Origin of the sequence: Saccharothrix deserti, from assembly GCF_009769385.1 — a bacterium.
Taxonomy (GTDB): domain Bacteria; phylum Actinomycetota; class Actinomycetes; order Mycobacteriales; family Pseudonocardiaceae; genus Actinosynnema; species Actinosynnema deserti.
The window spans coordinates 233,826-254,284 of sequence record NZ_ML775962.1 but is presented as its reverse complement, the minus strand read 5'-3'; the positions used below and the strand labels follow the sequence as shown (position 1 = coordinate 254,284).

The 20,459-nt window shown below is 71.1% G+C and carries 18 protein-coding genes; 7 read left to right on the top strand and 11 right to left on the bottom strand.

Features of this window, described 5'->3' with window-relative positions; all coding sequences use genetic code 11:
• Positions 1-27: 27 nt before the first annotated feature.
• From FM051_RS08145 to pafA, 4 genes are all read right to left on the bottom strand, one after another.
• Positions 28-921: an SRPBCC family protein gene (locus FM051_RS08145; protein WP_158842282.1), complete on the bottom strand. Its 894-nt coding sequence runs from the start codon at positions 919-921 to the stop codon at positions 28-30.
• Positions 914-1,471 (bottom strand): ArsR/SmtB family transcription factor, encoded by a 558-nt coding sequence (locus FM051_RS08140; RefSeq protein ID WP_158842281.1) that lies wholly within the window; start codon positions 1,469-1,471, stop codon positions 914-916. The genes FM051_RS08145 and FM051_RS08140 overlap by 8 nt, the downstream gene beginning before the upstream one ends.
• 114 nt (positions 1,472-1,585) lie before the next feature.
• Complete coding sequence (locus FM051_RS08135) at positions 1,586-2,608, bottom strand: WD40/YVTN/BNR-like repeat-containing protein (RefSeq protein ID WP_158842280.1); 1,023 nt, start codon at positions 2,606-2,608, stop codon at positions 1,586-1,588.
• Between the two features lie 40 nt (positions 2,609-2,648).
• Complete coding sequence (gene pafA, locus FM051_RS08130) at positions 2,649-4,007, bottom strand: Pup--protein ligase (RefSeq protein ID WP_077009127.1); 1,359 nt, start codon at positions 4,005-4,007, stop codon at positions 2,649-2,651.
• Between the two features lie 116 nt (positions 4,008-4,123).
• Here pafA and FM051_RS08125 point away from each other — a divergent pair, with 116 nt between their 5' ends.
• Positions 4,124-5,521: a bifunctional phosphatase PAP2/diacylglycerol kinase family protein gene (locus FM051_RS08125; protein ID WP_158842389.1), complete on the top strand. Its 1,398-nt coding sequence runs from the start codon at positions 4,124-4,126 to the stop codon at positions 5,519-5,521.
• Between the two features lie 79 nt (positions 5,522-5,600).
• On the opposite strand, the gene FM051_RS08120 is transcribed toward FM051_RS08125, so the two are convergent.
• Entirely contained in the window at positions 5,601-6,581 is a 981-nt protein-coding gene (locus FM051_RS08120) for a ScyD/ScyE family protein (RefSeq protein ID WP_238412224.1), read from the bottom strand.
• Positions 6,582-6,877: 296 nt separating this feature from the next.
• Between FM051_RS08120 and FM051_RS08115 the strand changes: the two genes are divergently transcribed.
• From FM051_RS08115 to FM051_RS08095, 5 genes are all read left to right on the top strand, one after another.
• Positions 6,878-7,774, top strand: a complete 897-nt coding sequence (locus FM051_RS08115) for a bifunctional helix-turn-helix transcriptional regulator/GNAT family N-acetyltransferase (RefSeq protein WP_158842278.1) — start codon at positions 6,878-6,880, stop codon at positions 7,772-7,774.
• Positions 7,775-7,924: 150 nt separating this feature from the next.
• Positions 7,925-8,686 carry an IclR family transcriptional regulator gene (locus tag FM051_RS08110; RefSeq protein ID WP_158842277.1) on the top strand — a complete coding sequence of 254 codons (762 nt, stop codon included), beginning with the start codon at positions 7,925-7,927 and terminating at the stop codon, positions 8,684-8,686.
• Positions 8,687-8,753: 67 nt separating this feature from the next.
• On the top strand, positions 8,754-9,500 hold the full coding sequence (locus FM051_RS08105) for an MIP/aquaporin family protein (protein ID WP_338019462.1): 747 nt from the start codon (positions 8,754-8,756) through the stop codon (positions 9,498-9,500).
• 19 nt (positions 9,501-9,519) lie between these two features.
• On the top strand, positions 9,520-11,010 hold the full coding sequence (gene glpK / locus FM051_RS08100) for a glycerol kinase GlpK (protein WP_238412222.1): 1,491 nt from the start codon (positions 9,520-9,522) through the stop codon (positions 11,008-11,010).
• Positions 11,003-12,544, top strand: coding sequence for a glycerol-3-phosphate dehydrogenase/oxidase (locus FM051_RS08095; protein WP_158842275.1), 1,542 nt, complete (start codon positions 11,003-11,005; stop codon positions 12,542-12,544). The genes glpK and FM051_RS08095 overlap by 8 nt, the downstream gene beginning before the upstream one ends.
• 152 nt (positions 12,545-12,696) lie before the next feature.
• Here FM051_RS08095 and prcA read toward each other — a convergent pair whose 3' ends face one another.
• The 5 genes from prcA to FM051_RS08070 all read right to left on the bottom strand — a co-directional run bounded on the left by prcA (position 12,697) and on the right by FM051_RS08070 (position 18,754).
• The gene (gene prcA, locus FM051_RS08090) at positions 12,697-13,509 is read right to left on the bottom strand and encodes a proteasome subunit alpha (RefSeq protein ID WP_158842274.1); all 813 of its coding nucleotides are present in this window, start codon (positions 13,507-13,509) and stop codon (positions 12,697-12,699) included.
• Positions 13,510-13,570: 61 nt separating this feature from the next.
• A complete protein-coding gene (prcB, locus tag FM051_RS08085) occupies positions 13,571-14,419 on the bottom strand; it encodes a proteasome subunit beta (protein WP_158842273.1) in 849 nt (282 codons plus the stop codon).
• A gap of 34 nt (positions 14,420-14,453) precedes the next feature.
• A complete protein-coding gene (locus FM051_RS08080; RefSeq protein WP_077009137.1) occupies positions 14,454-14,648 on the bottom strand; it encodes a ubiquitin-like protein Pup in 195 nt (64 codons plus the stop codon).
• An 84-nt stretch (positions 14,649-14,732) separates the two neighbouring features.
• Positions 14,733-16,226, bottom strand: a complete 1,494-nt coding sequence (dop, locus tag FM051_RS08075; RefSeq protein WP_158842272.1) for a depupylase/deamidase Dop — start codon at positions 16,224-16,226, stop codon at positions 14,733-14,735.
• A 53-nt stretch (positions 16,227-16,279) separates the two neighbouring features.
• On the bottom strand, positions 16,280-18,754 hold the full coding sequence (locus tag FM051_RS08070; protein ID WP_158842271.1) for an FtsX-like permease family protein: 2,475 nt from the start codon (positions 18,752-18,754) through the stop codon (positions 16,280-16,282).
• A gap of 104 nt (positions 18,755-18,858) precedes the next feature.
• Here FM051_RS08070 and FM051_RS08065 point away from each other — a divergent pair, with 104 nt between their 5' ends.
• On the top strand, positions 18,859-19,356 hold the full coding sequence (locus FM051_RS08065; RefSeq protein ID WP_158842270.1) for an NUDIX hydrolase: 498 nt from the start codon (positions 18,859-18,861) through the stop codon (positions 19,354-19,356).
• Between the two features lie 161 nt (positions 19,357-19,517).
• Here FM051_RS08065 and FM051_RS08060 read toward each other — a convergent pair whose 3' ends face one another.
• Positions 19,518-20,438: an aldo/keto reductase gene (locus FM051_RS08060; RefSeq protein ID WP_158842269.1), complete on the bottom strand. Its 921-nt coding sequence runs from the start codon at positions 20,436-20,438 to the stop codon at positions 19,518-19,520.
• Positions 20,439-20,459 lie beyond the last annotated feature (21 nt).

Sequence of the window (20,459 nt, the reverse complement as noted above, 5' to 3'; positions counted from 1 at the left end):
ACCCGGGACGGCGGACGATCAACCGCCTCAGCCCTCGGTGAGCATGCCCTCGGGCAGTCCGGGCACGTCCGGCTGGAGCCAGATCGGCCGCCAGTCGGCCAGCTCGTGGTACCGGCGCAGCTCCGCCACGCCCGACAGCCAGCCCGCCCACGCGCCGTACGGCGGCTGACCGGTGTCGAACCCGCTCTGCACGAACGTCAGCCGCGTGCCGCCGCCGGACTCGGCGAGTTCCCAGGTCGACACCATGCCGCCCCAGTCGATGCCCATCCGCCTGCCGGGCTCGAAGTCGACCACCTTCGCGGGCTCCGGGTTCATGTCGAAGCCGCCCATGGCGACCCGACCGCCCTCCCACGCCTCGATGTCGATCTTCGCGCCGAACCACCGCGAGTACTCCTCCGCGTCGACCAGCGACCGGGCCACCGCCTCGACGGGCGCGCCGATCAGCACCTCGCCGCGCATCTCGGTCGTGCTGAAATCGACCTTCTGGGTGAGCGGACGGCCTTCGACGTGGTCGACCAGGTTCGCCAGCGACAACGCCCAGTAGGTGTACAGGTAGCCGAGCACGCTGCTCTCCGCCACGGCCGCCTGCCAGCCCGGGAAGTGGCTCTGCGAGAGCGTGACGATCGTGTCGCCGCCGTCCTCGGTGTCGCCTTCCCCGGCGGCCCAGCCGATCTCGACGGTGGTGCCCTCGCCGCCGACCCGCCAGTCGAACCGCAGCGACCGGTCGTCCAGGTGCCGCAGCGTCTGGTGCGGCACGTCGCCCTCCGGCGTGTACCTGCCCCAGAACTCGAACCGGTCGGGTGGTTCGACGGCGGCGTGCTCGGCCAGCCAGGTGCTCAGCTCGTCCGCGTCGGTGAACGCCTGCCGCACGCGGTCGGCGGGCGCGGTGGTGCGGACGCGAAGGACCACGGTCTCACTCATCGGTCTCCTCCTTCGGGTAGCACGCCACGGCAAGGCGGAAGGCGTCCCCTTCCGCGCCGCCGTAGCGGCTGAACAGGTCCTGCAAAGTCGTCTTGAGGTCGTCGAAGAACTGCTGCCGCTGGTCGGGCCGCACCCGGATCTCGCCGGACACGCCCAGCGACGGCAGTTCGGGCCGCGTCCGATCGAGGCCCGCGATGTCCGCCTGGACCTGCTCCACGAGGTCCAGCAGGTATCCCAGGCTCAACTCGTCCTGCGCCCGGCGCAGCCCGAGGCGGCCGACCAGCCCCGGCGACAGCCAGTACGAGCGCGCGCTGGCCTGGTACACGCCCTCGTTGATGCCGCGCACCCGGCGTTCGCTCACCTGGGTCACCAGACCGGCTTCGACCAGGCGTTTCACGTGGTAGTAGACCCGCTGCGGGGTCTGGTCCAGCGCCGCCGCCACCTCGGTGCACGACCGCGGCTCGGCCAGTTGCCGCAGCACCTCGATGCGCTGCGGCTTGAGCAGCGCCTCGGCCTGCTCGATCTGCTCCAGGTACAGGACGTCTCTCATCGCAAAAATAATCTTGTACGTAAAAATCTGTTTTGTCAATGGGGCCGAAGAAGACCCCGAGCCACCCGGCCCGGGGTCGTCGTCCCCAGTTGTCGCCCCAGCTCTGCCCAGCTCTTAACGCCTGCTCAGCACCCCTGCGCGACCATGCTCGCCCGCCGCCCAGCACACCGCGGCGCAGTCGATGGTCTCGAAGCTGCCGGTGTCGAGGGACCGCCAGGTCCGGCCGCCGTCCCGGCTGAGGTCACTGCCGGTCGGCCCCACCACGATCACCGAGTCGCCCCACCAGGCCGCACCGGGCCGGTAGCCGAACGGCGACTGCGCGGGCCCCTCCCACGTCGCGCCGCCGTCACCGCTCCACGCCAGGCCCGCGATCCGCGACGCCGGGTTCTTGTAGTCACCACCGACGACCACGCCCTGCCGGGCATTCCGGAACGCCACCGACATGGCACCGGTGGTCGCCGAGCCCGGCAACGGCGTGTCGGACACCGTCCAGTGCCTGCCGCCGTCACCGGAGTGCAGGACGCGGGCGGTCGCGCCGCCGCCGGTGGCGATCCACGCGTCACGCGGCCCGGCGGTGCTCACGCACTGGCCGCTCGCGGCGAAGGAGAACTCACCGGCGATCGCGGGCGGGAAGTTCTCCTCCGGCACCCGCTGCCACGACCGGCCGCCGTCGATGGTGGAGCTCACCCGGAACTTGCCGTCCACCGAGTCGCTCAGGGCGAGCCCGCGGAACCGGTCGAAGAACGCCATGCAGTCGTAGAACGCGGCCGGGTCGTCGTTCTTGAAGCTCAACGCCCAGGTCCTGCCGCCGTCACTGGTGCGGTAGATGCGGGAGGTGTCCGCCGGGCCGATGGCCATCACGAACGCGTTCCACGCGTCGAACGCCTCGACGTCCCGGAAGTCCAGGTCCGCCGTGTCCGGAGGTGCGACGGCCTGCCACGACCGGCCGCCGTCGGTGGTGCGCAGCACCTCGCGACCGCCGCTGGTCCACGCGACGTGCGAATTCACCGCGGACACGGCCCGCAGCTTCATGTCGACACCGGTGGGGCGCAGCTCCCAGGACGCGTCGTGCGCCTGGGCTTGAGGTGCGGCCAACAGCGACGCCGCGGTGGCCGTCGCCAGGAGAAGGATCTTCATGAGGTGTGACTCTCACGAAGATCCTTCCCCGTGCATACCGCTAGAGAGACGAGATCAACCGCTCAACGCGTTCGTCCACTGCTCGGAACGGGTCCTTGCACAACACGGTCCGCTGTGCCTGGTCGTTCAGCTTCAGGTGCACCCAGTCCACGGTGAAGTCACGGCCCGCGGCCTGCGCGGCGGCGATGAAGTCACCGCGCAGCTTGGCCCGCGTGGTCTGCGGCGGGGTGTCCTTGGCGGCCTCGATCTCACCGTCGTCGGTGACCCGTTCCACCTGGTCCTTGCGCTGGAGCAGGTCGAAGATGCCCCGACCGCGGCGGATGTCGTGGTAGGCGAGGTCGAGCTGGGCGATGCGCGGGTTGGACAGGTCCATGTCGTGCTTGGCCTGGTAGCGCTCCATCAGCCGGTACTTGATGGCCCAGTCGATCTCCCGGTCGATCTTGGACAGGTCCTCGGCCTCGACCGCGTCCAGCGTGCGGCCCCACAGCTCCAGCACCCGTTCGGCCATCGGGTCCGGCGCCCGCTTGGCCACGTGCTCCACCGCGCGCTCGTAGTACTCGCGCTGGATGTCCAGCGCCGAGGCCTCCTTGCCGCCCGCCAGCCGCACGGTGCGCCTGCCGGTCAGGTCGTGGCTGATCTCGCGGATGGCGCGGATCGGGTTGTCCAGGCTGAAGTCGCGGAACTGGACGCCCTGCTCGATCATCTCGAGCACCAGGTTCGCGCTGCCCACCTTGAGCAGCGTGGTCACCTCGGACATGTTCGAGTCGCCCACGATGACGTGCAGCCTGCGGTAGCGCTCCGCGTCGGCGTGCGGCTCGTCCCGGGTGTTGATGATCGGCCTGGACCGGGTGGTCGCGCTGGACACGCCCTCCCAGATGTGCTCGGCCCGCTGCGACAGGCAGTAGACCGCCCCGCGCGGCGTCTGGAGCACCTTGCCCGCGCCGCAGATGAGCTGCCGGGTCACCAGGAACGGCAGCAGGACGTCGGCGATGCGGGAGAACTCCCCCGCCCGCGCGACCAGGTAGTTCTCGTGGCAACCGTAGGAGTTGCCCGCGGAGTCGGTGTTGTTCTTGAACAGGAAGATGTCTCCCCCGATGCCCTCGTCGGCGAGCCTGCGCTCGGCGTCGACGAGCAGGTCCTCGAGGATCCGCTCACCAGCCTTGTCATGCGTCACGAGCTGGGCGAGGTCGTCGCATTCCGCGGTCGCGTACTCCGGGTGCGAGCCCACGTCCAGGTAGAGCCGAGAGCCGTTGCGCAGGAAGACGTTCGACGAGCGTCCCCACGAGACGACCCGGCGGAACAGATAACGCGCGACCTCATCCGGGGACAGCCTGCGCTGCCCGTGGAAGGTGCAGGTCACCCCGAACTCAGTCTCAATGCCGAAGATCCGCCGCTGCATCCCTCAACAGTAGGCGCATTCGGCACTTTCCTCAGTGATCCAATCGGGCGTCGCACCGATTTCGCGGATAACGTTCTTGTGTGCTTCGACGAGTGAACCGCCTGGACCTGGCCCTGATGAGGCGTTCCGGCGCCTTGCGCCCCTCGCGTGTCGATCACGGAATGAAGAGATTGTCACGAGCCGCTAACCACAGCGTCTTGTGGCTCGCCGTGGCCGGCGTGCTGGCCGTGCGCAAGGGCGTGACCAGGCGTGCGGCGCTGCGCGGGGTGGCCGCGATCGCGGGCGCGAGCTTCAGTTCGAGCCTGGTGGCGAAGCGGTTGTTCCCGCGCCGCAGGCCTGCCGCCGACCTGCTGCTGGTGCCGCGCAGGCTGACCAGGCGGCCCACGTCCTCGTCGTTCCCGTCCGGGCACGCGGCGTCGGCGGCGGCGTTCACCACGGCGGTGGCGATGGAGTCGCCCGGGTTGGCGGCGGCGGTCGCGCCGGTCGCGGCGGCGGTGGCCTATTCGCGGGTGCACACGGGCGTGCACTGGCCGTCGGACGTGGCCGCCGGCACCGCGATCGGGGTCGGCGCGGCCCTGCTGACCAGGCGTTGGTGGCCGCTGGGGCGGACCGAGGCCGCGTCGGCGCGCGAGCACCAGGAGTTGGAGGCGCTGGTCGACGGCGAGGGTCTGGTCGTCGTGGTGAACCCGAGCGCGGGCCTGGGCGGGGTGGACCCGACGGACGCTCTGACGCAGGAATGGCCGAAAGCCACGATCGTGGGAATCGAGGATCTCGACACGGTGATCGCCGATCACGCTCCGCGCGCATTGGGTGTGGCGGGCGGTGACGGCTCGGTGGCCGCGGTCGCGGCGCTGGCCGCGGCGAACAGGCTGCCGTTGGCGCTGATCCCGGCCGGGACGTTGAACCACTTCGCCCGGGACGTCGGCGTGCACGGGCTGCACGAGACCGCGCGGGCCGTCGCGGACGGTGACGGTGTGCTGGTGGACCTGGCCGCCGTGACCGTGGACGGCGCGCCGCCGCGCTGGTTCGTCAACACGGCGAGCCTCGGCGGCTACCCCGACATGGTGCGGCTGCGGGAGAAGTTGCAGGACAAGTGGGGCAAGTGGCCGGCGGCGGCGATCGCGCTGGCCCGGGTGCTGCGCACGTCGCGCCCGTTGCGGGTGGAGCTGAACGGCGAGCCGCAGCTGGTGTGGATGCTGTTCGTCGGCAACGGCCCGTACCGGCCGAAGGGCTTCGCGCCGACCATGCGGCCCGCCCTGGACGCGGGGCTGATGGACGTCCGGTACATCCGCGCCGACACCCGGTTCTCGCGGGCGCGGTTCTTCGTCGGCGCCCTGCTCGGCTCCCTGCACCGCAGTCGCACGTACCGGCACCTGGAAACGCGGTGGCTGGACGTGCGGCTGCTCGACGGCGCGGTGGCGATCGCGACGGACGGCGAGGTCGGCCCCACCGGGTCCACGTTCGAGTTCCGCGCCCGGCCGGCGGCCTTGGCCGTCTACCGATCCCCGAACTGAGCATGTCGCCGGTGTTCGCTCGATTGGATGACAGGCGACGGCGGTTGGCCGCGCCGATCGCGCGGCCAACCGGGACCCGTCAATGGAGCGGGATGCGGACGACCGTGCCGCCTCCGGGGCACACGCCGCAGTTGGACACGTAGGCCGAGTCGCCGCGGATCGCGAGGCCACCGGGCATGATCAGCCCTTCCGAGGCGATGATCGTGCGCGAGCCGTCGTGGTCGACCCGGATCAGCGCGCCGGTCGGGTCGCCCGAGAGCAGCCCGTTGTGCGAGATCTCCAGCACGTAGAGCCTGTCCTTGGCGTCGAAGCCGACGTCGATGATGTTGGTGAACCCTTCGGCGAACACCGTGGGCGCGTGCCCCGGCACGACGCGGTGCACGCGTGCCTTGCCCGGCGGGAAGGGGAAGCCGGTGAGCTCACCGACGTAGTAGGCGTTGTCCTTGCCGCGCACGACCGAGGTCGGCACGGCCTGGTACGGCTGGCCGTCGATCTCCCGGGTGTCGAAGACCGCGAGCGTCGAGATCCCGTGGCGCGTGGTCTTCAGCAGGGAGTTGCCGCCGGCGTCGACGACGACCTGGAAGATCGGCGAGCCGACCACCGAGTTGGGGTTGGTGTCCGGCTCGCCGCCGTCCGGGTTCACCTCCGCCTCGTACGCGCCGATGTCGGCCACCTGCTCCCAGGTGCCGCGGCGCCCGTCCAGCAGCCAGGCGGACGCGTTCCGGCCGAGTGGCGGCAGCTCGTCGCGCAGGGCGGGGTCGGCGCCCAGGCCGACGGTGAAGAACAGCCCGCCGAGCCCGTCCGGGGTCACGTCGCTCGGGCCGAGCGCGCCGGAGCCGTCCGGCGCGGCGAGCGAGGGCAGACCGCTGATCGCCCGGCTCTGCTTGTCGTGAGCGACTTTCGTGATGGCGCCGGAATCGCCGAAGCACACTTCGTCGCCTTCCGGGCCGGGGAAGCAGGGCCCTTCCCCTCCTCTGCCGGCCTCGGTGACGTACAGCGCACCGTCCTGCGCGAACGCGAGGCCGCGCGGGTTGTCAAGTCCCTGGGCCACCACGGTCATCGATACGGCGTTCGCGGTCGCGGGTGTAAGCACGGCGGCGACGACCGCGCCTACCGCGGCAAGTACTCGGGTCCTCATCCATCGACTCCTTTCGGAAGCCACTCGTAGACCACACCCTTGGCGAGTCTGCTCCGAACGGCCTAACGCGGCCATCGATCCAGCCCGGTTGGGCGACCCCCGTAAAGGAGGTTTCAGCTGGCACAGAAGGGTTTCCGCCCTCGGTTGGCCGCTTTGGCGGGCCACCGACCACCGGGTTATAGTTGACCAAGTCAACGGTCATGTTGAGGGAGTCAACGATGGCGGTCGCGGAAGTGCGGGCGTTCAACCGCTTCTACACCGGCGTGATCGGCGTGCTGGACCGGAGCTACCTCGCGTCGCCGTACTCGCTGACCGAGGTCCGGGTGCTGTTCGAACTGGCCACCGGCCCGTGCGAGGTGCCGGCGCTGCGGGCCGCCCTGAACCTCGACGCCGGCTACCTCAGCCGCATCCTGACCGGCTTCGACCGTGACGGCCTGGTCACCCGCGCACCGTCCTCGCGTGACTCGCGCCGCCACGTCGTCACGTTGACCTCGCGTGGGAAGTCGGTGTTCGCCGAGCTGAACGCCCGTTCCGACGCCGAGATCGGCGCGCTGCTGGACAAGCTGTCGCCCTCGGACCGCTCGGACCTGGTCGCCGCCATGCGCAAGATCGAACGCCTGCTCACCGCCGCGCCCCGCGCCTACCTGCTGCGCCCCCTGCGGCCGGGTGACATCGGGTGGGTGGTGAACCGGCACGGGGTGCGGTACGCGGAGGAGCACGGCTTCGACCAGACCTTCGAGGCGATGGTGGCGCGGGTCGCGGGCGAGTACGTCGAGAACCACTCCCCCGACCACGAGGCGGCGTGGATCGCCGAGATCGACGGCGAGCCGGTGGGGTCGATCTTCTGCGTGCGGGCGGACGACCGGACCGCCAAGCTGCGCATGCTGCTGGTCGAGCCCTCCGCGCGGGGTCTGGGCATCGGTGCGCGCCTGGTGGACGAATGCCTCCGCTTCGCCCGCCGGGTCGGGTACGAGCGGATGGTGCTGTGGACCGTGAGCGGGCCGGCGGCGTCACGGCACATCTACGAGAAGGTCGGCTTCACGTTGGACAAGAGCACCCCGGAACGTCGATTCGGCCGTGACGTGGAGGCACAGACCTGGTCACTCGACCTCTGACCCGTGGCACACCGGCGGTCACCGATCGCCCTGTACCACCCGTACGTCGACCTTCGTGACGAGCGGTGACTGAAGTACGTGTCGCCGCACTCGGGGCACTGACCCAGCAGCATTCGACATAGTCGAACAGTTTCGCGCTAGAGTGATCCCGTGCCCGGCCCCATCCAATCCATCGAACGGGCAGCCGCGGTGTTGCGGCTGCTGGCCAGTGGTGCGCGTCGGATGGGGGTCGCGGAGCTCGCCCGAGCGCTCGGACTGCCCAAACCGACCGTGCACGGGATATTGCGGACGTTGCAGCTGGTCGGGTTCGTGGAGCAGTCGCCGGACACGGGCAAGTACCAGCTCGGCGCGGCGCTGTTCCACATCGGCAGCAGCTACCTGGACGGCAACGAGCTGCGCACACGTGCGCTGAACTGGTCGGACTCGCTGGCCTCGCGCAGCATGGAGAGCGTCCGCATCGGCACCCTGCACGAGAACCAGGTCCTGGTCGTGCACCACGTGTTCCGGCCGGACAACTCCCGCCAGGTCCTCGAAGTCGGCGCCCTGCTCCCCTCGCACGCCAGCGCGCTGGGCAAGGTCCTGCTCGCCGACGACCCCGTCGGCCTCACCGACGACGAACCGCTCAAGGCCTACACCCCCGCCACGATCACCGACCTCGACCGGCTCGGCGAGGCGTTGGAGCAGGTCAGACAGCGTGGCTGGGCATCGGACGTCGAAGAGCTGGTCGAGGGCGAGGTGTCGCTGGCGGCACCCATCCGGGACCGGCGGGCGGTGACCGTGGGCGCGGTCGGGATATCGGGACCGGTCGAGCGGCTGTGCGACGAGAAGAAGCAGCCGCGCACCGAACTGGTGTCCTACGTGCGCGAGGCCGCGCGGTCCATCTCGCGTGAGCTCGGCGCCATCCCCTGGTAAAAGCGGCGTTTCCGAAGGGTTGACATCTTGTGAGCGTCGGCACAGGATTCACGCGCACCGTACGACATTGTCGAACGGCATTCAGGCCAGAGAGGGCGCGTGGATGACCAACCAGTCGATCTTCATCGGTGAGTTCCTGGGCACCGCACTGCTGTTGCTGCTCGGCAACGGCGTCGTCGCGGGCGTGGTGTTGGCGAAGTCCAAGTCGAACGGCGCGGGCTGGGTGGTGATCACGTTCGGCTGGGGCTTCGCGGTGCTCGCGGGCGCCTACGCCGTCGCACCGCTGTCCGGCGCGCACCTCAACCCGGCCGTCACGCTCGGCCTGGCCATCCACAACGGCGACTGGAGCACCGTCCCGCTGTACCTGGCCGCCCAGTTCCTCGGCGCGTTCACCGGCGCCGTCCTGTGCTACCTCGCCTACCTCGGCCAGTTCCGCGCCAACACCGGCGAAGTGCTCGGCATCTTCGCCACCGGCCCCGAGATCCGCCACCGCGCGCAGAACCTGACCACCGAGGTCATCGCCACGTTCGTGCTGGTGTTCGTCATCCTGGCGACCGGCCAGACCAAGGGCCTGGAGACCTCCGGCACCGGTGTGCTGATCGTCGCCCTGCTGGTCGTCGGCATCGGCATGTCCCTCGGCGGGCCCACCGGCTACGCCATCAACCCCGCGCGCGACCTCGGTCCCCGCATCGCGCACGCCGTCCTGCCGATCCCCGGGAAGGGTGCATCGGACTGGGGATACGCCTGGATCCCCGTCGTTGGTCCGCTGATCGGTGGAGCAATCGCCGGTCTCGTCGACATCGCCGTCTTCTGAGCCAATGAGGAGCAAGCCCGTGAGCACCTACATCGCCGCCATCGACCAGGGCACCACCTCGTCCCGGTGCATCGTCTTCGACCACGGGGGCGCGATCGTGTCCGTGGCGCAGAAGGAGCACCGGCAGATCTTCCCCAAGCCCGGCTGGGTCGAGCACGACGCCGAGGAGATCTGGGCCAACGTGCTGGACGTCGTGCACGGCGCGCTGCAGAAGGCGTCGCTGACCGTGCACGACCTGGCCGCCGTCGGCATCACCAACCAGCGCGAGACCACGCTGGTGTGGGACAAGGCCACCGGCAAGCCCGTGCACAACGCGATCGTCTGGCAGGACACCCGCACCGACCAGCTGGTCAAGGAACTGGGCGAGCAGAACCGGTTCCGGGAGAAGTGCGGCCTGCCGCTGGCCACCTACTTCTCCGGCCCCAAGGTCCGCTGGCTGCTCGACCACGTCGACGGCCTGCGCGAGCGCGGCGAACGCGGCGAGGTGCTGTTCGGCACCATGGACACCTGGCTGATCTGGAAGCTCACCGGCCGCCACGTCACCGACGTCACCAACGCCAGCCGCACCATGCTGATGAACCTGGAGACGCTGGACTGGGACGACGAGCTGGTCGACGCGATCGGCGTGCCCAAGGCGATGCTGCCGGAGATCCGCTCGTCCGCCGAGGTCTACGGCACCGCGACCGGCACGCTGGAAGGCGTCCCGGTGGCGTCCGCGCTCGGCGACCAGCAGGCGGCGCTGTTCGGCCAGACCTGCTACTCGCCCGGTGAGGGCAAGTGCACCTACGGCACCGGCAGCTTCCTGCTGGTCAACACCGGTGACAAGCCGGTCGTCTCGGAGAACGGCCTGCTCACCACGGTCGGCTACAAGATCGGCGACCAGCCCGCGGCGTACGCGCTGGAAGGCGCGATCGCGGTGACCGGCGCGCTGGTGCAGTGGTTCCGGGACAAGATGGGGCTGATCTCCAGCGCTCCCGAGATCGAGACGCTCGCCCGGTCCGTCGAGGACAACGGCGGCGCGTACTTCGTGCCCGCGTTCTCCGGCCTGTTCGCGCCGCACTGGCGGTCGGACGCGCGCGGCATCATCGCGGGACTGACCGGCTACATCGACAAGGGCCACATCGCCCGCGCGGTGCTGGAGGCGACCGCGTGGCAGACCCGCGAGGTCGTGGACGCGATGAACGCCGACTCGGGCGTCGAGCTGGTCGCGTTGAAGGTCGACGGCGGCATGACGGCGAACAACCTGCTCATGGGCTTCCTGTCGGACGTGCTGGACGTGCCGGTGGTGCGGCCGATCGTCGCCGAGACCACGTGCCTGGGCGCGGCCTACGCGGCGGGGCTCGCGGTCGGCTACTGGTCGGACACCGAGACGTTGCGGGCGAACTGGCACAAGGCCGCCGAGTGGCTGCCGACCATGGACGCGAAGACGCGCGACAAGGGCTACCGCAAGTGGAAGAAGGCGGTCGAGCGGACCGTCGGCTGGATTGACGAGGACGACAACGATGAGTGAGCAACGGGCCAGGGCGCGCGAGGCGCTGGGACACGGCGCCTTCGACCTGGTCGTGATCGGTGGCGGTGCGCTGGGCATCGCCACCACGTGGGCGGCGGCCCGGTCGGGCCTGCGGGTGGCGCTGGTGGAGGCGGGCGACTTCGCCGGCGCCACGTCCAGCGCGTCGTCCAAGCTCGTGCACGGCGGGCTGCGGTACCTGGCGATGGGCCCGAGCGCGGTGCCGATGGTGCGGGAGAACCACGCCGAGCGGCGCGCGTTGGGCGACCACCTGGCGCCGCACCTGGTCCGGCCGCTGCCGTTCCTGGTGCCGGTGTACCGGGGCGGGCCGCACTCTCGGCCGGTGCTCGGTGCGGGGGTGATGCTGTACTCGGCGCTGTCCGGGTTCGGCGACGGCATGGGCAAGGTGCTGTCGGCGCGGCGGGCGGTCGAGTACGTGCCACACCTGCGGACCGATGGCTTGCGCGGGGCGGCGCTGTACTACGACCACCAGATGAACGACTCGCGCGTGGCCATCACGGCGGCACGGGCGGCGGCCGAGGCCGGTGCGGTGCTGCTCAACCACGTCGAGGTGGTGGGGCTGCGCAAGCGCGGTGCTCTGGTGACCGGTGTCGAGCTGCGCGATCGCGTGGACGGCTCGGCGTTCGACCTGGACGCGTCGGTGGTGGTCAACGCGACCGGGCCGTGGCTGGACGCGTTGCGGCGGATGGAGGACGCGTCGGCCGCGCCGAGCATCCGGCTGTCCAAGGGCGCGCACCTGGTGCTCCGGACGGACACGCCGTGGCGTGCGGCGATGACCATCCCGGTGGACGACGTGCGGGTGTCGTTCGCCATCCCGTGGGAAGGGCAGTTGCTGCTCGGCACGACCGACGAGGCGTACGAGGGCGACCCGGCCGACGTGCGGTGCTCGCAGGCCGACATCGACCAGATCCTGGGCGAGGCGTCGGTGGGCATCTCCCCCGAGGCCCTGGACCGCTCCCGGTTGGCGTACACGTTCGCGGGGCTGCGGGTGCTGCCCGGCGGGTCCGGCGACACCAGCCACGCCAAGCGCGAGACCGTGATCACCAGCGGGCGCGGCGGGATGATCAGCGTGGCGGGCGGCAAGTGGACCACGTTCCGCCGCATCGGCGCTTCGGTTCTGGCCCGGGTCGGCGAGGCGTTGGGGCGCGATCTGGCGCACGCGTTCGACGGCGTACCGGCGGCCTTGCCGGGTGCGGCTCTACCCGAACGGGTGAGCGCACAGCTGGGTCGTGAGCTGCCGTCGTTGCCGGAGGACGTGCTCCGGCACCTCGCCACGCACTACGGCACGGTGAGCCACGAGGTGCTGGCGCTGGCACTGGACGACCCGTCGTTGCTCGACCGGGTGCACCCCGACGGGCCGGACATCTGGGCCCAGGTGGCGCACGCCCAGCGGTACGAGTGGGCGACCGAGGTGGACGACGTGCTGCGGCGGCGGACCACGGTCGTGGTGCGCGGGCTGGACACGCCTTCGGTGCGTGAGCGCACGGGCCGGTTCTTGGCCAAGGCCATCGTGTAGAGGACGAGCGAGCGGGTGATGTCCGCGCGGGGTCGCGCAGCCGGAGTGCCGGCCACGCGGACCGCCGACATCACCCAACGCCCGCCCGCATGCTCTCCACGTACGACGAAGGCCCCCGGCACACGCCGAGGGCCTCTCTGTCGTGCGGGAACCTACGCCTTGTCGTCGTTCGGGGGCAGGTTCACGTCCGTCACCGGCTTCTTGCCGCCCTTGCCGGGCGGGGCCGGTTCCTCGGTTTCGGCCGCCTCGGGTGCGGGCTCGTCGCCGGGGAGCAGGGCCGCCAGGGCGGCGCCCGTGATGCGGCGGAACGCGCGGCGCGGGCGGTCGCGTTGCAGGACCGCCACTTCGAGCTTGCCGCGGTCCAACAGGTCCGGCTTGCCGTTGCCGGTGGTGATGCTGCCCGCGCTCAGGGCCTTCACCGCGACGCGCACGGCGTCGGCCAGGGGCTGGCCGTCGGTGTACGCGTCCTTCAACGCGGTGCCCGTCGCCTCGGCCTGGCCGCCCATCACGACGTACTGCGGCTCCTCCACGATCGAACCGTCGTAGGTCAGCCGGTACAACGTGTCCTGCTCGGGCTCGGTGCCGACCTCGGCCACGCAGATCTCCACCTCGAGCGGCTTGATCTGCTCGGCGAAGATCGAGCCCAGGGTCTGGGCGTACACGTTCGCCAGTGACCTGCCGGTCACGTCGCGCGGGTCGTTCTGGTACCCGCGGATGTCGGCGAACCGGATGCCCGCCTGCCGCAGGTTCTCGAACTCGCTGTAGCGGCCGACCGCGGCGAACGCGATGCGGTCGTAGATCTCGGACACCTTGTGCAGGGTGGCGGACGGGTTCTCCGCCACGAACAGCACCCCGTCGGCGTACCGGAGCACGACGACGCTCCGGCCGCGGGCGATGCCCTTCCGGGCGTACTCCGCGCGATCGCGGAGGATCTGCTCGGGTGAGGCGTACAACGGCATCGTCACTGCTGCGGCTCCCGGGCTCGGCGGATGCGGGTGGGGTTGGGGAGGGGGCTCGACACGGCGCTCAGCCCGCCGGCTTGGAGCGGCGGCCCTCGACGACCGACTCGGCCAGCGTGGCCGTCCGCTCGTCGGACAGGTGCGCCGCGCCCTCGGCGGTGATCGTCACGACGACGGGGTAGATCTTGCGGATCACGTCCGGACCGCCGGTGCCCGAGTCGTCGTCGGCCGCGTCGTACAGCGCCTCGATCGCCGTCCTGGCGGCCAGCTCCGCGTCCGCGTCCGGGTCGTAGAGCTTCTTCAGCGCCGACTTCGCGAACAGCGAGCCCGAGCCGACGGCCTGGTAGCCCTGCGACTCCTCGTACCGCCCGCCGGTCACGTCGTAGGACACGATGCGGCCCGCGCGCTCCGGGTCGACCGCGTCGATGTCGAAGCCCGCGAACAGCGGCACGACGGCGAGGCCCGCCAGCGCGGCGTCCAGGTTGCCCTTGATCATCGCCGAGAGCCGGTTCGCCTTGCCGTCCAACGACAGCGAGACGCCCTCGATCTTCTCGTAGTGCCGGAGCTCGACCGCGTAGAGCCGGACGATCTCGACCGCGATGCCCGCCGTGCCCGCGATGCCCACCGCCGAGTAGTCGTCGGTGATGAACACCTTCTTCATGTCCCGCTGGGCGATCACGTTGCCCATCGTGGCGCGCCGGTCGCCCGCGATCACCACGCCGCCCTTGAACGTGAGCGCGACGATGGTGGTGCCGTGCGGAGCCTGCACCGCGCTGCCCTCGGGCAGTTTGCGGCTCGACGGTAGCAGTTCGGGGGCCTGGGCGCGGAGGAAATCGGTGAAAGACGACGACCCCGGCCTGAGGTAGGCCGGGGGCAGCGACGCGGCCGGGTAATGCCCGGTCGAGCTGTGGTCCATGTGTTCGTTGTTCTCCTGTCCCGCCGGCGGCTTCTTACTCGCCGCCCTTTTGCACGTACGCGCGGACGAAGTCCTCGGCGTTCTCCTCGAGCACGTCGTCGATCTCGTCGAGAATGGCGTCGACGTCCTCGCCGAGCTTCTCCCGCCGCTCCTGCCCGGCCGCCGCCGCGCCGTCGCCGCTCTCGTCGCCGTCACCGCCGCCTTGGCGCTGAACCTGTTCCTGGGCCATGTCGACCTCCCGGTCTTCGGGTCCTGCGAGTTAAACACTACCCACCAGGTACGACATTTTGCGCCTGCCACTCGGGTCTGTTGATCAGCCCCTGGTCAGCGCCTCCACCAGCTGCTCGGCCGTGTCGGAGGCCTCCAACAGGGCTCCGACGTGCGCTTTCGTGCCGCGAAGGGGCTCCAGGGTGGGGATTCGGACCAGCGATTCACGACCCAGGTCGAAGATCACCGAATCCCACGACGCCGCGGCCACCGAGGTGGGGTAGCGCTCCAGGCAGCGACCGCGGAAGTAGGCGCGGGTGTCCTCGGGCGGCGAGAGGATGGCCGCACGGACCTCCTCCTCGCTGACCAGGCGTTTCATCGAGCCGCGCGCCACCAGGCGGTTGTACAGGCCCTTGTCCAGCCGCACGTCGGAGTACTGCAGGTCGACCAGCGACAGCCGGGGCGAGCCCCAGGCCAGGCCGTCCCGGGCGCGGTAGCCCTCCAGCAGCCGCAGCTTGGCCACCCAGTCGAGCCGGTCGGCGCACTCCTGCGGGTCGCGGGCCAGCGCGTCCAGCACCTCGCCCCACACGCGCAGCACGTCGCGGTCGCCGTAGCCCTCCTTCTCCACGAACTCGGCGGCGCGCTCGTAGTAGGCGAACTGCAGGTCCAAACCGGTGAACTTGCGGCCGCCCGCCAGGTCGACCTTCGTCTTCAGCGTCGGGTCGTGGCTGATCTGGTGCACCGCGCGGACCGGGTCCTGCAACCGCAGGTCGTCGAACCGGCGGCCGGCCTCGATCATGTCGAGCACCAGGGACGTGGAGCCGCACTTGATGTACGTGGAGTACTCGGCGAGGTTCGCGTCGCCGATGATGACGTGCAGCCGGCGGTACTTGTCCGCGTCGGCGTGCGGCTCGTCGCGGGTGTTGATGATGCCGCGCTTGAGCGTGGTCTCCAGGCCGACCTCGACCTCGATGTAGTCCGAGCGCTGGGACAGCTGGTAGCCGGCCTCCTCGCCCGCCGCGCCGATGCCGACCCGGCCGGAGCCGGTGATGACCTGGCGGGACACGAAGAACGGCGTGAGCCCGGCGATCACCGCGGTGAACGGCGTGCTGCGCTGCATCAGGTAGTTCTCGTGGGTGCCGTAGCTGGCGCCCTTGCCGTCCACGTTGTTCTTGTAGAGCTGGAGCCGGGGCTGGCCGGGGACGGTGGCCGCGCGCATCGCGGCCTCCTCCATGACCCGCTCCCCCGCCTTGTCCCAGATCACCGCGTCGCGCGCGTTGGTGACCTCGGGCGCGGAGTACTCCGGGTGCGCGTGGTCGACGTAGAGGCGCGCGCCGTTGGTGAGGATGACGTTGGCCGCGCCCAGGTCCTCGACATCGCTGTCGCCGGGGTGGCCGCCGGGCGTGCCGAGGTCGAAGCCGCGCGCGTCGCGCAGCGGCGATTCGACCTCGTAGTCCCAGCGCGCCCGGCGCGCCCGCGGTATGTCGGCGGCGGCCGCGTAGGCGAGCACCACCTGTGTCGAGGTGAGCACCGGGTTCGCCGTCGCGTCACCCGGCACCGAGATGCCGTACTCCACTTCGGTTCCCATGATCCGCCGCATACACCGCAGCCTACGACCTACCACCGACACACCGCCGGGAGCTGGGTCACGTTTCAGCCGGCCGCGAGTCCGGCGGCGGGCCGGATCCGGGACGCGCCCCGGGCCGGTCCGAACGCCGCGACGACCGCCAGCACGACCACGCCGGCCCCGCCGACCAGCAGCGGGAGCAATGCGGCCGTGGGCCACACGAACAGGCCGACCGCGGCCAGCGTCAGCTCCGCGTAGATGAGCCCGAAGACACCGCCGCCCAGCACGCCTACCAGCGCCAACAGCACCGCTTCGGCCACCACGCCGCCTTGCAGCCCACCCTTGGTCACGCCCAGCGCGCGCCGCAGTGCCAGCTCCTTGCGACGCTCCTGCACGGAGATCGTCAACGCGGTCCCGATACCGGTCACGGCGACCGCGACGGACAGTCCCAGGAGCACCATCAGCATCACGATTCCCAGATCGAGATAGCGCTGACTCCGTGCAGTCGCATCGGCCTTGGTTTCCACCAGAACGGTGGGTGAACCGGCCAGGGACGCCCGCACGCCCGCCTGGTACGCCGCCGGGTCCGCGCCCGGCCGGAACGCCACCAGGACCTTGGACGGGGCCGCCAGGCCCGGGTCGGGGAGCACCACGTCCGCGCCGTCGAGCAGCGAGCCGGCGAACGTGCCGACGACCGTGGCCGTGCGCGCCCCGCCGGGCAGGCCCTCGACGGTGAACGCCTGGCCGATCTGCGCGCCGAACCGCTCGGCGTACCAGTCGTCGAGCAGCACGGTGCCCGCGCGGAAGTCGGCGGCGTTCACGTTCTGCCTGGTCAGCCACTCGCGCATGCGGTCGGGGTCGGCGCCGACGACCTGCACCGGGAACGTGAAGCCCTCTTCGTCGCTCTTGTCCACCTCCACGCCGTGCAGGACGACGGTGCTCGCCGCCTCCGGCCGGTTGGCCGCCGCGCCGACGGATCCGTCGAGCGCGCGCCCGCCGGAGTCCGCCACCACGGCGTCGGGCCGCGGCTCGTTGCCGAGCTCGTCCTCCAAGCGCTGCGCCGAACCGACCGTGACGGCGAAGAACGTGACCATCGCGGCGGCCAGCAGCAGCGGCATCGCCACGGACGCCGACCGCTGCGGCACCCGCCGCACCTCGGCCGCGGCCAGCTTCCACTGCGCGCCGCCGAAGCGGCTCGCGACCGAGCCGAAGATCCGGCCGAGCGCGGGCACGATGACCGGTCCGAGCACGCCGAACAGGCCGAACACGGCGATGATGCCGGAGAACAGGACCAGGAAGATGGCCGCGAGCGTCCCCTTGGCGAGCACCGCCAGCGCGGCCATGACCGCCGCGACGGCCACCAGGGTGATGCCGAAAACCCGCCGACGGCGCACCACGGCCCGGTCCGGCGTCTGGCCTTCGGATGTCCGCAGCGCGGCGAGCGGCGAGATGCGCGCGGCGGCCAACGCGGGCCGGACCGCGGCGAACGCGCTGAGCGTGGACGCCGTGACGACCCCGATGACCAACTGACCGACCGAGGGCAGCAGCGACGGGCTCAGCTCCACCGCGCCGAGCAGCGCGGACAGGCCGGTGGTGTCGAACAGCCTGGCCAGCAGCCACGCCACCGACCCGCCGAGCACCGCGCCCACCGCACCGGCGACGGCGCCCGTCAGCAGCGCTTCGAAGAGGTTCGCCCAGACCAGCGGGCCCCGGTGCGCGCCGAGGCAGCGCAGCAGCGCGGTGTGCCGCTGGCGTTGCGCGTAGACGGCGCGGTAGGTGGCCGAGGCGACGAACACCGACGTGGCCAGCGCCAGGATGCTGAACGGCAGCAGCACGGCCGCCAGGTCGTTGTTCGGCGGCTCCGCGGCGACCGCCGCCCTGGTGTCCACCCGGTAGCCCTCGCCCGCGGCCTGTGCGACGGCGTTCCAGTCGCCGCCGACCACGTGCAGCGAGTTGAACCGGGGCGTGCCGCCGAGCTTGGCCGCCAGCCCCTCCCCGACCACGATCATCGGCTCCTCGCCGCGCGAGCCGCGTTTGGTGATGCCCCGGACGACCACGTCCAGCGGCTTGCCCGCCGCGTCGGCGAGCTTGACGGAGGCGCCGGGCTTGAGCCCGTGCTCGTAGGCGGTGACCCGGTCGATCGCGATCTCGCCGTCCGGGCCGGGCGAGCGGCCCTCCAGGATCGGCACGCGGCGCAGGCCGTCGCGGTCCACCTCGATGTCGGCGGTGGCCCGGCGGTCGTTCGCCCGGCCGTCGTCCAGCAGCAGGTCGGTGCGGACCTCGCGGACCGGGAGCACCTGCTTCACCCCGGCGGCCTTCGCGACCCGATCGGCGGTCGCCTGGTCGAGCACCGCGTCCGAGCCGTAGGACACGCGGACGACGAGGTCGACGCCGGAGGGCACGACGGGCTCGCCCTCGTTCGTGGCGCGAACCATCGCGTCGCTGAGCATCAGGGCGGCCAGCAGGCACGCGACGCCGACGACCAGGGCGACACCGGGCAGCACGGCGCGACCGGGTCGATTGCGGAACTCGGCGACCGCGAGCCGCAGGGATGTGGGCACAACTCCTCCTCGTGACGCGAACGCCACGACGTTAGGAAGCCGGGACGTCGGCAGTCGTCGGCCCGAGGTAGCACTCGCCGGTGCTACCTGGGGAGGATCTTGGTGTGGAACAGGTGCTAGTGGTGGATCCCGACGGCACGCCCATCGGCACGGCGACGCGCGCTCGGATGCGTGCTGAAGGGCTGTGGCACGCGTGCGCGGCGATCGTGGTGCGCTCGCTCGACGGGACGCGGGTGTACGTGCACCGACGCACCGACACCAAGGACGTCTACCCCGGTCTGTACGACCCGACGTGCGGCGGTGTCGTCGCGGCGGGTGAGACACCGGACGAGTGCGCGGTGCGTGAGTTGGCCGAGGAGCTGGGGATCACGGCGGTGCCGGAGTTCCGGTTCAAGACACCGTTCGTGGACGGAACCATCCGCTATGTCGCGCACGTTTACGACGTGCGCAGCGACGGACCGTTCACCCACCAGCCGGAGGAAGTGGCCTGGGGCGGCTGGATGGGGCTGGACGAGGTGCGGACGAAGGCGGAAGACCCCGAGTGGCCGGTCGTGCCGGACGGCCGGGTCCTGATCCGGAAGTGGTTCTCGTCATGGGCCTGATGTTCGGGGGCGTTAACGCCCCGGGGTTGGGTCCGGCTCCCGACGGTGGGTTGTGGGGCGCGGGGATTGGCGGCCTCGTCGGCAGGCGGCGGGTCCGTCGTGGTCCCGTGGGTTGACCGGCCTCGTCGGCTGGCGGCGGTTGGGTGCGCGGACCGTGCTCCTCACTCCCAAGCCAGCGACGCCCGAGTAGCCCAGTACTGCTCGGCCGGCTCGGCCAGGTCGGCCAACTCGTCCGGGTCCAGGTCGACGTCGCGGGCCTTCAGGTTCGCGTGCAGCTGTTCCGTGCTCGCCGCGCCGGACAGGACCACGTCGGCCCACGGTTGGGCGCGCACGGCGGCCAACGCGATCGCGTCCGGCCCCACGCCGTGCTCGGCGGCCAGCTCACGCACGCGTGGAGGAGGATCGACGGCCAGCCTGCCGTTCGCCATGCCCTCCTTGACGAACACCTCCGCGCCGGATTGCCGGGCGAACGCCAGTGCCGGGCCCACCGACGTCTCCAGGACGTTCCAGGTCGACTGGACGCTGTCGAACAGCCGCCGCCCCTCGACCTCCAGTTCGAACGCCCGTCGCACCGTGTCGGCCTGGTCCGGGCCGGACGTGGAGAAACCGACGCGGACGCCCGAATCGCGCAGCTCGCCGAGGGCGAGGAGCAGGTCGGGGTCGCCGAACAGCGGGCTGTCGGATGTCAGCGAGTGCACCTTGTAGAGCCCGACGTGCGCACCCAGCAGGTGCCTCGTCTCCCGCCACTGCCGGGTGAACCGGTCGACCGAGTGCTCCTTCACCTCGTGCGTGGCCACGTCCCGCCGCCAGTCCGCGACGTAGGCGTACCCCCACTTGCTGGACACCCGCACGTCCCGGTGACCGCGCGTGGACAACCACTGGGCCAGGAACTCCTCCGCCCGACCGTAGGAACGGGCCGCGTCCACCCGGCGCACGCCCGCCGCATAGGCGGCGTCCAGGACGGCGTGGCACTGCGCGCGCATGGAGGCCACGTCCCGGTGGTCGGGCAGCGCGTGCTCACGGCCGAGGTTGATGTACGCGGGGCGGCCGAGGGCGGCCAGGCCTAGGGCGAAATCCGACACGCCGACACGGTAACCGGCGAC

Coding starts and splice junctions, on each gene's coding strand:
- prcB (WP_158842273.1), bottom strand. CDS start 14,419: ATGGACCACAGCTCGACCGGGCATTACCCGGCCGCGTCGCTGCCCCCG.
- FM051_RS08135 (WP_158842280.1), bottom strand. CDS start 2,608: ATGAAGATCCTTCTCCTGGCGACGGCCACCGCGGCGTCGCTGTTGGCC.
- FM051_RS08080 (WP_077009137.1), bottom strand. CDS start 14,648: ATGGCCCAGGAACAGGTTCAGCGCCAAGGCGGCGGTGACGGCGACGAG.
- dop (WP_158842272.1), bottom strand. CDS start 16,226: ATGCGGCGGATCATGGGAACCGAAGTGGAGTACGGCATCTCGGTGCCG.
- FM051_RS08115 (WP_158842278.1), top strand. CDS start 6,878: ATGGCGGTCGCGGAAGTGCGGGCGTTCAACCGCTTCTACACCGGCGTG.
- FM051_RS08095 (WP_158842275.1), top strand. CDS start 11,003: ATGAGTGAGCAACGGGCCAGGGCGCGCGAGGCGCTGGGACACGGCGCC.
- pafA (WP_077009127.1), bottom strand. CDS start 4,007: ATGCAGCGGCGGATCTTCGGCATTGAGACTGAGTTCGGGGTGACCTGC.
- FM051_RS08145 (WP_158842282.1), bottom strand. CDS start 921: ATGAGTGAGACCGTGGTCCTTCGCGTCCGCACCACCGCGCCCGCCGAC.
- FM051_RS08125 (WP_158842389.1), top strand. CDS start 4,124: ATGAGGCGTTCCGGCGCCTTGCGCCCCTCGCGTGTCGATCACGGAATG.
- FM051_RS08140 (WP_158842281.1), bottom strand. CDS start 1,471: ATGAGAGACGTCCTGTACCTGGAGCAGATCGAGCAGGCCGAGGCGCTG.
- FM051_RS08120 (WP_238412224.1), bottom strand. CDS start 6,581: ATGACCGTGGTGGCCCAGGGACTTGACAACCCGCGCGGCCTCGCGTTC.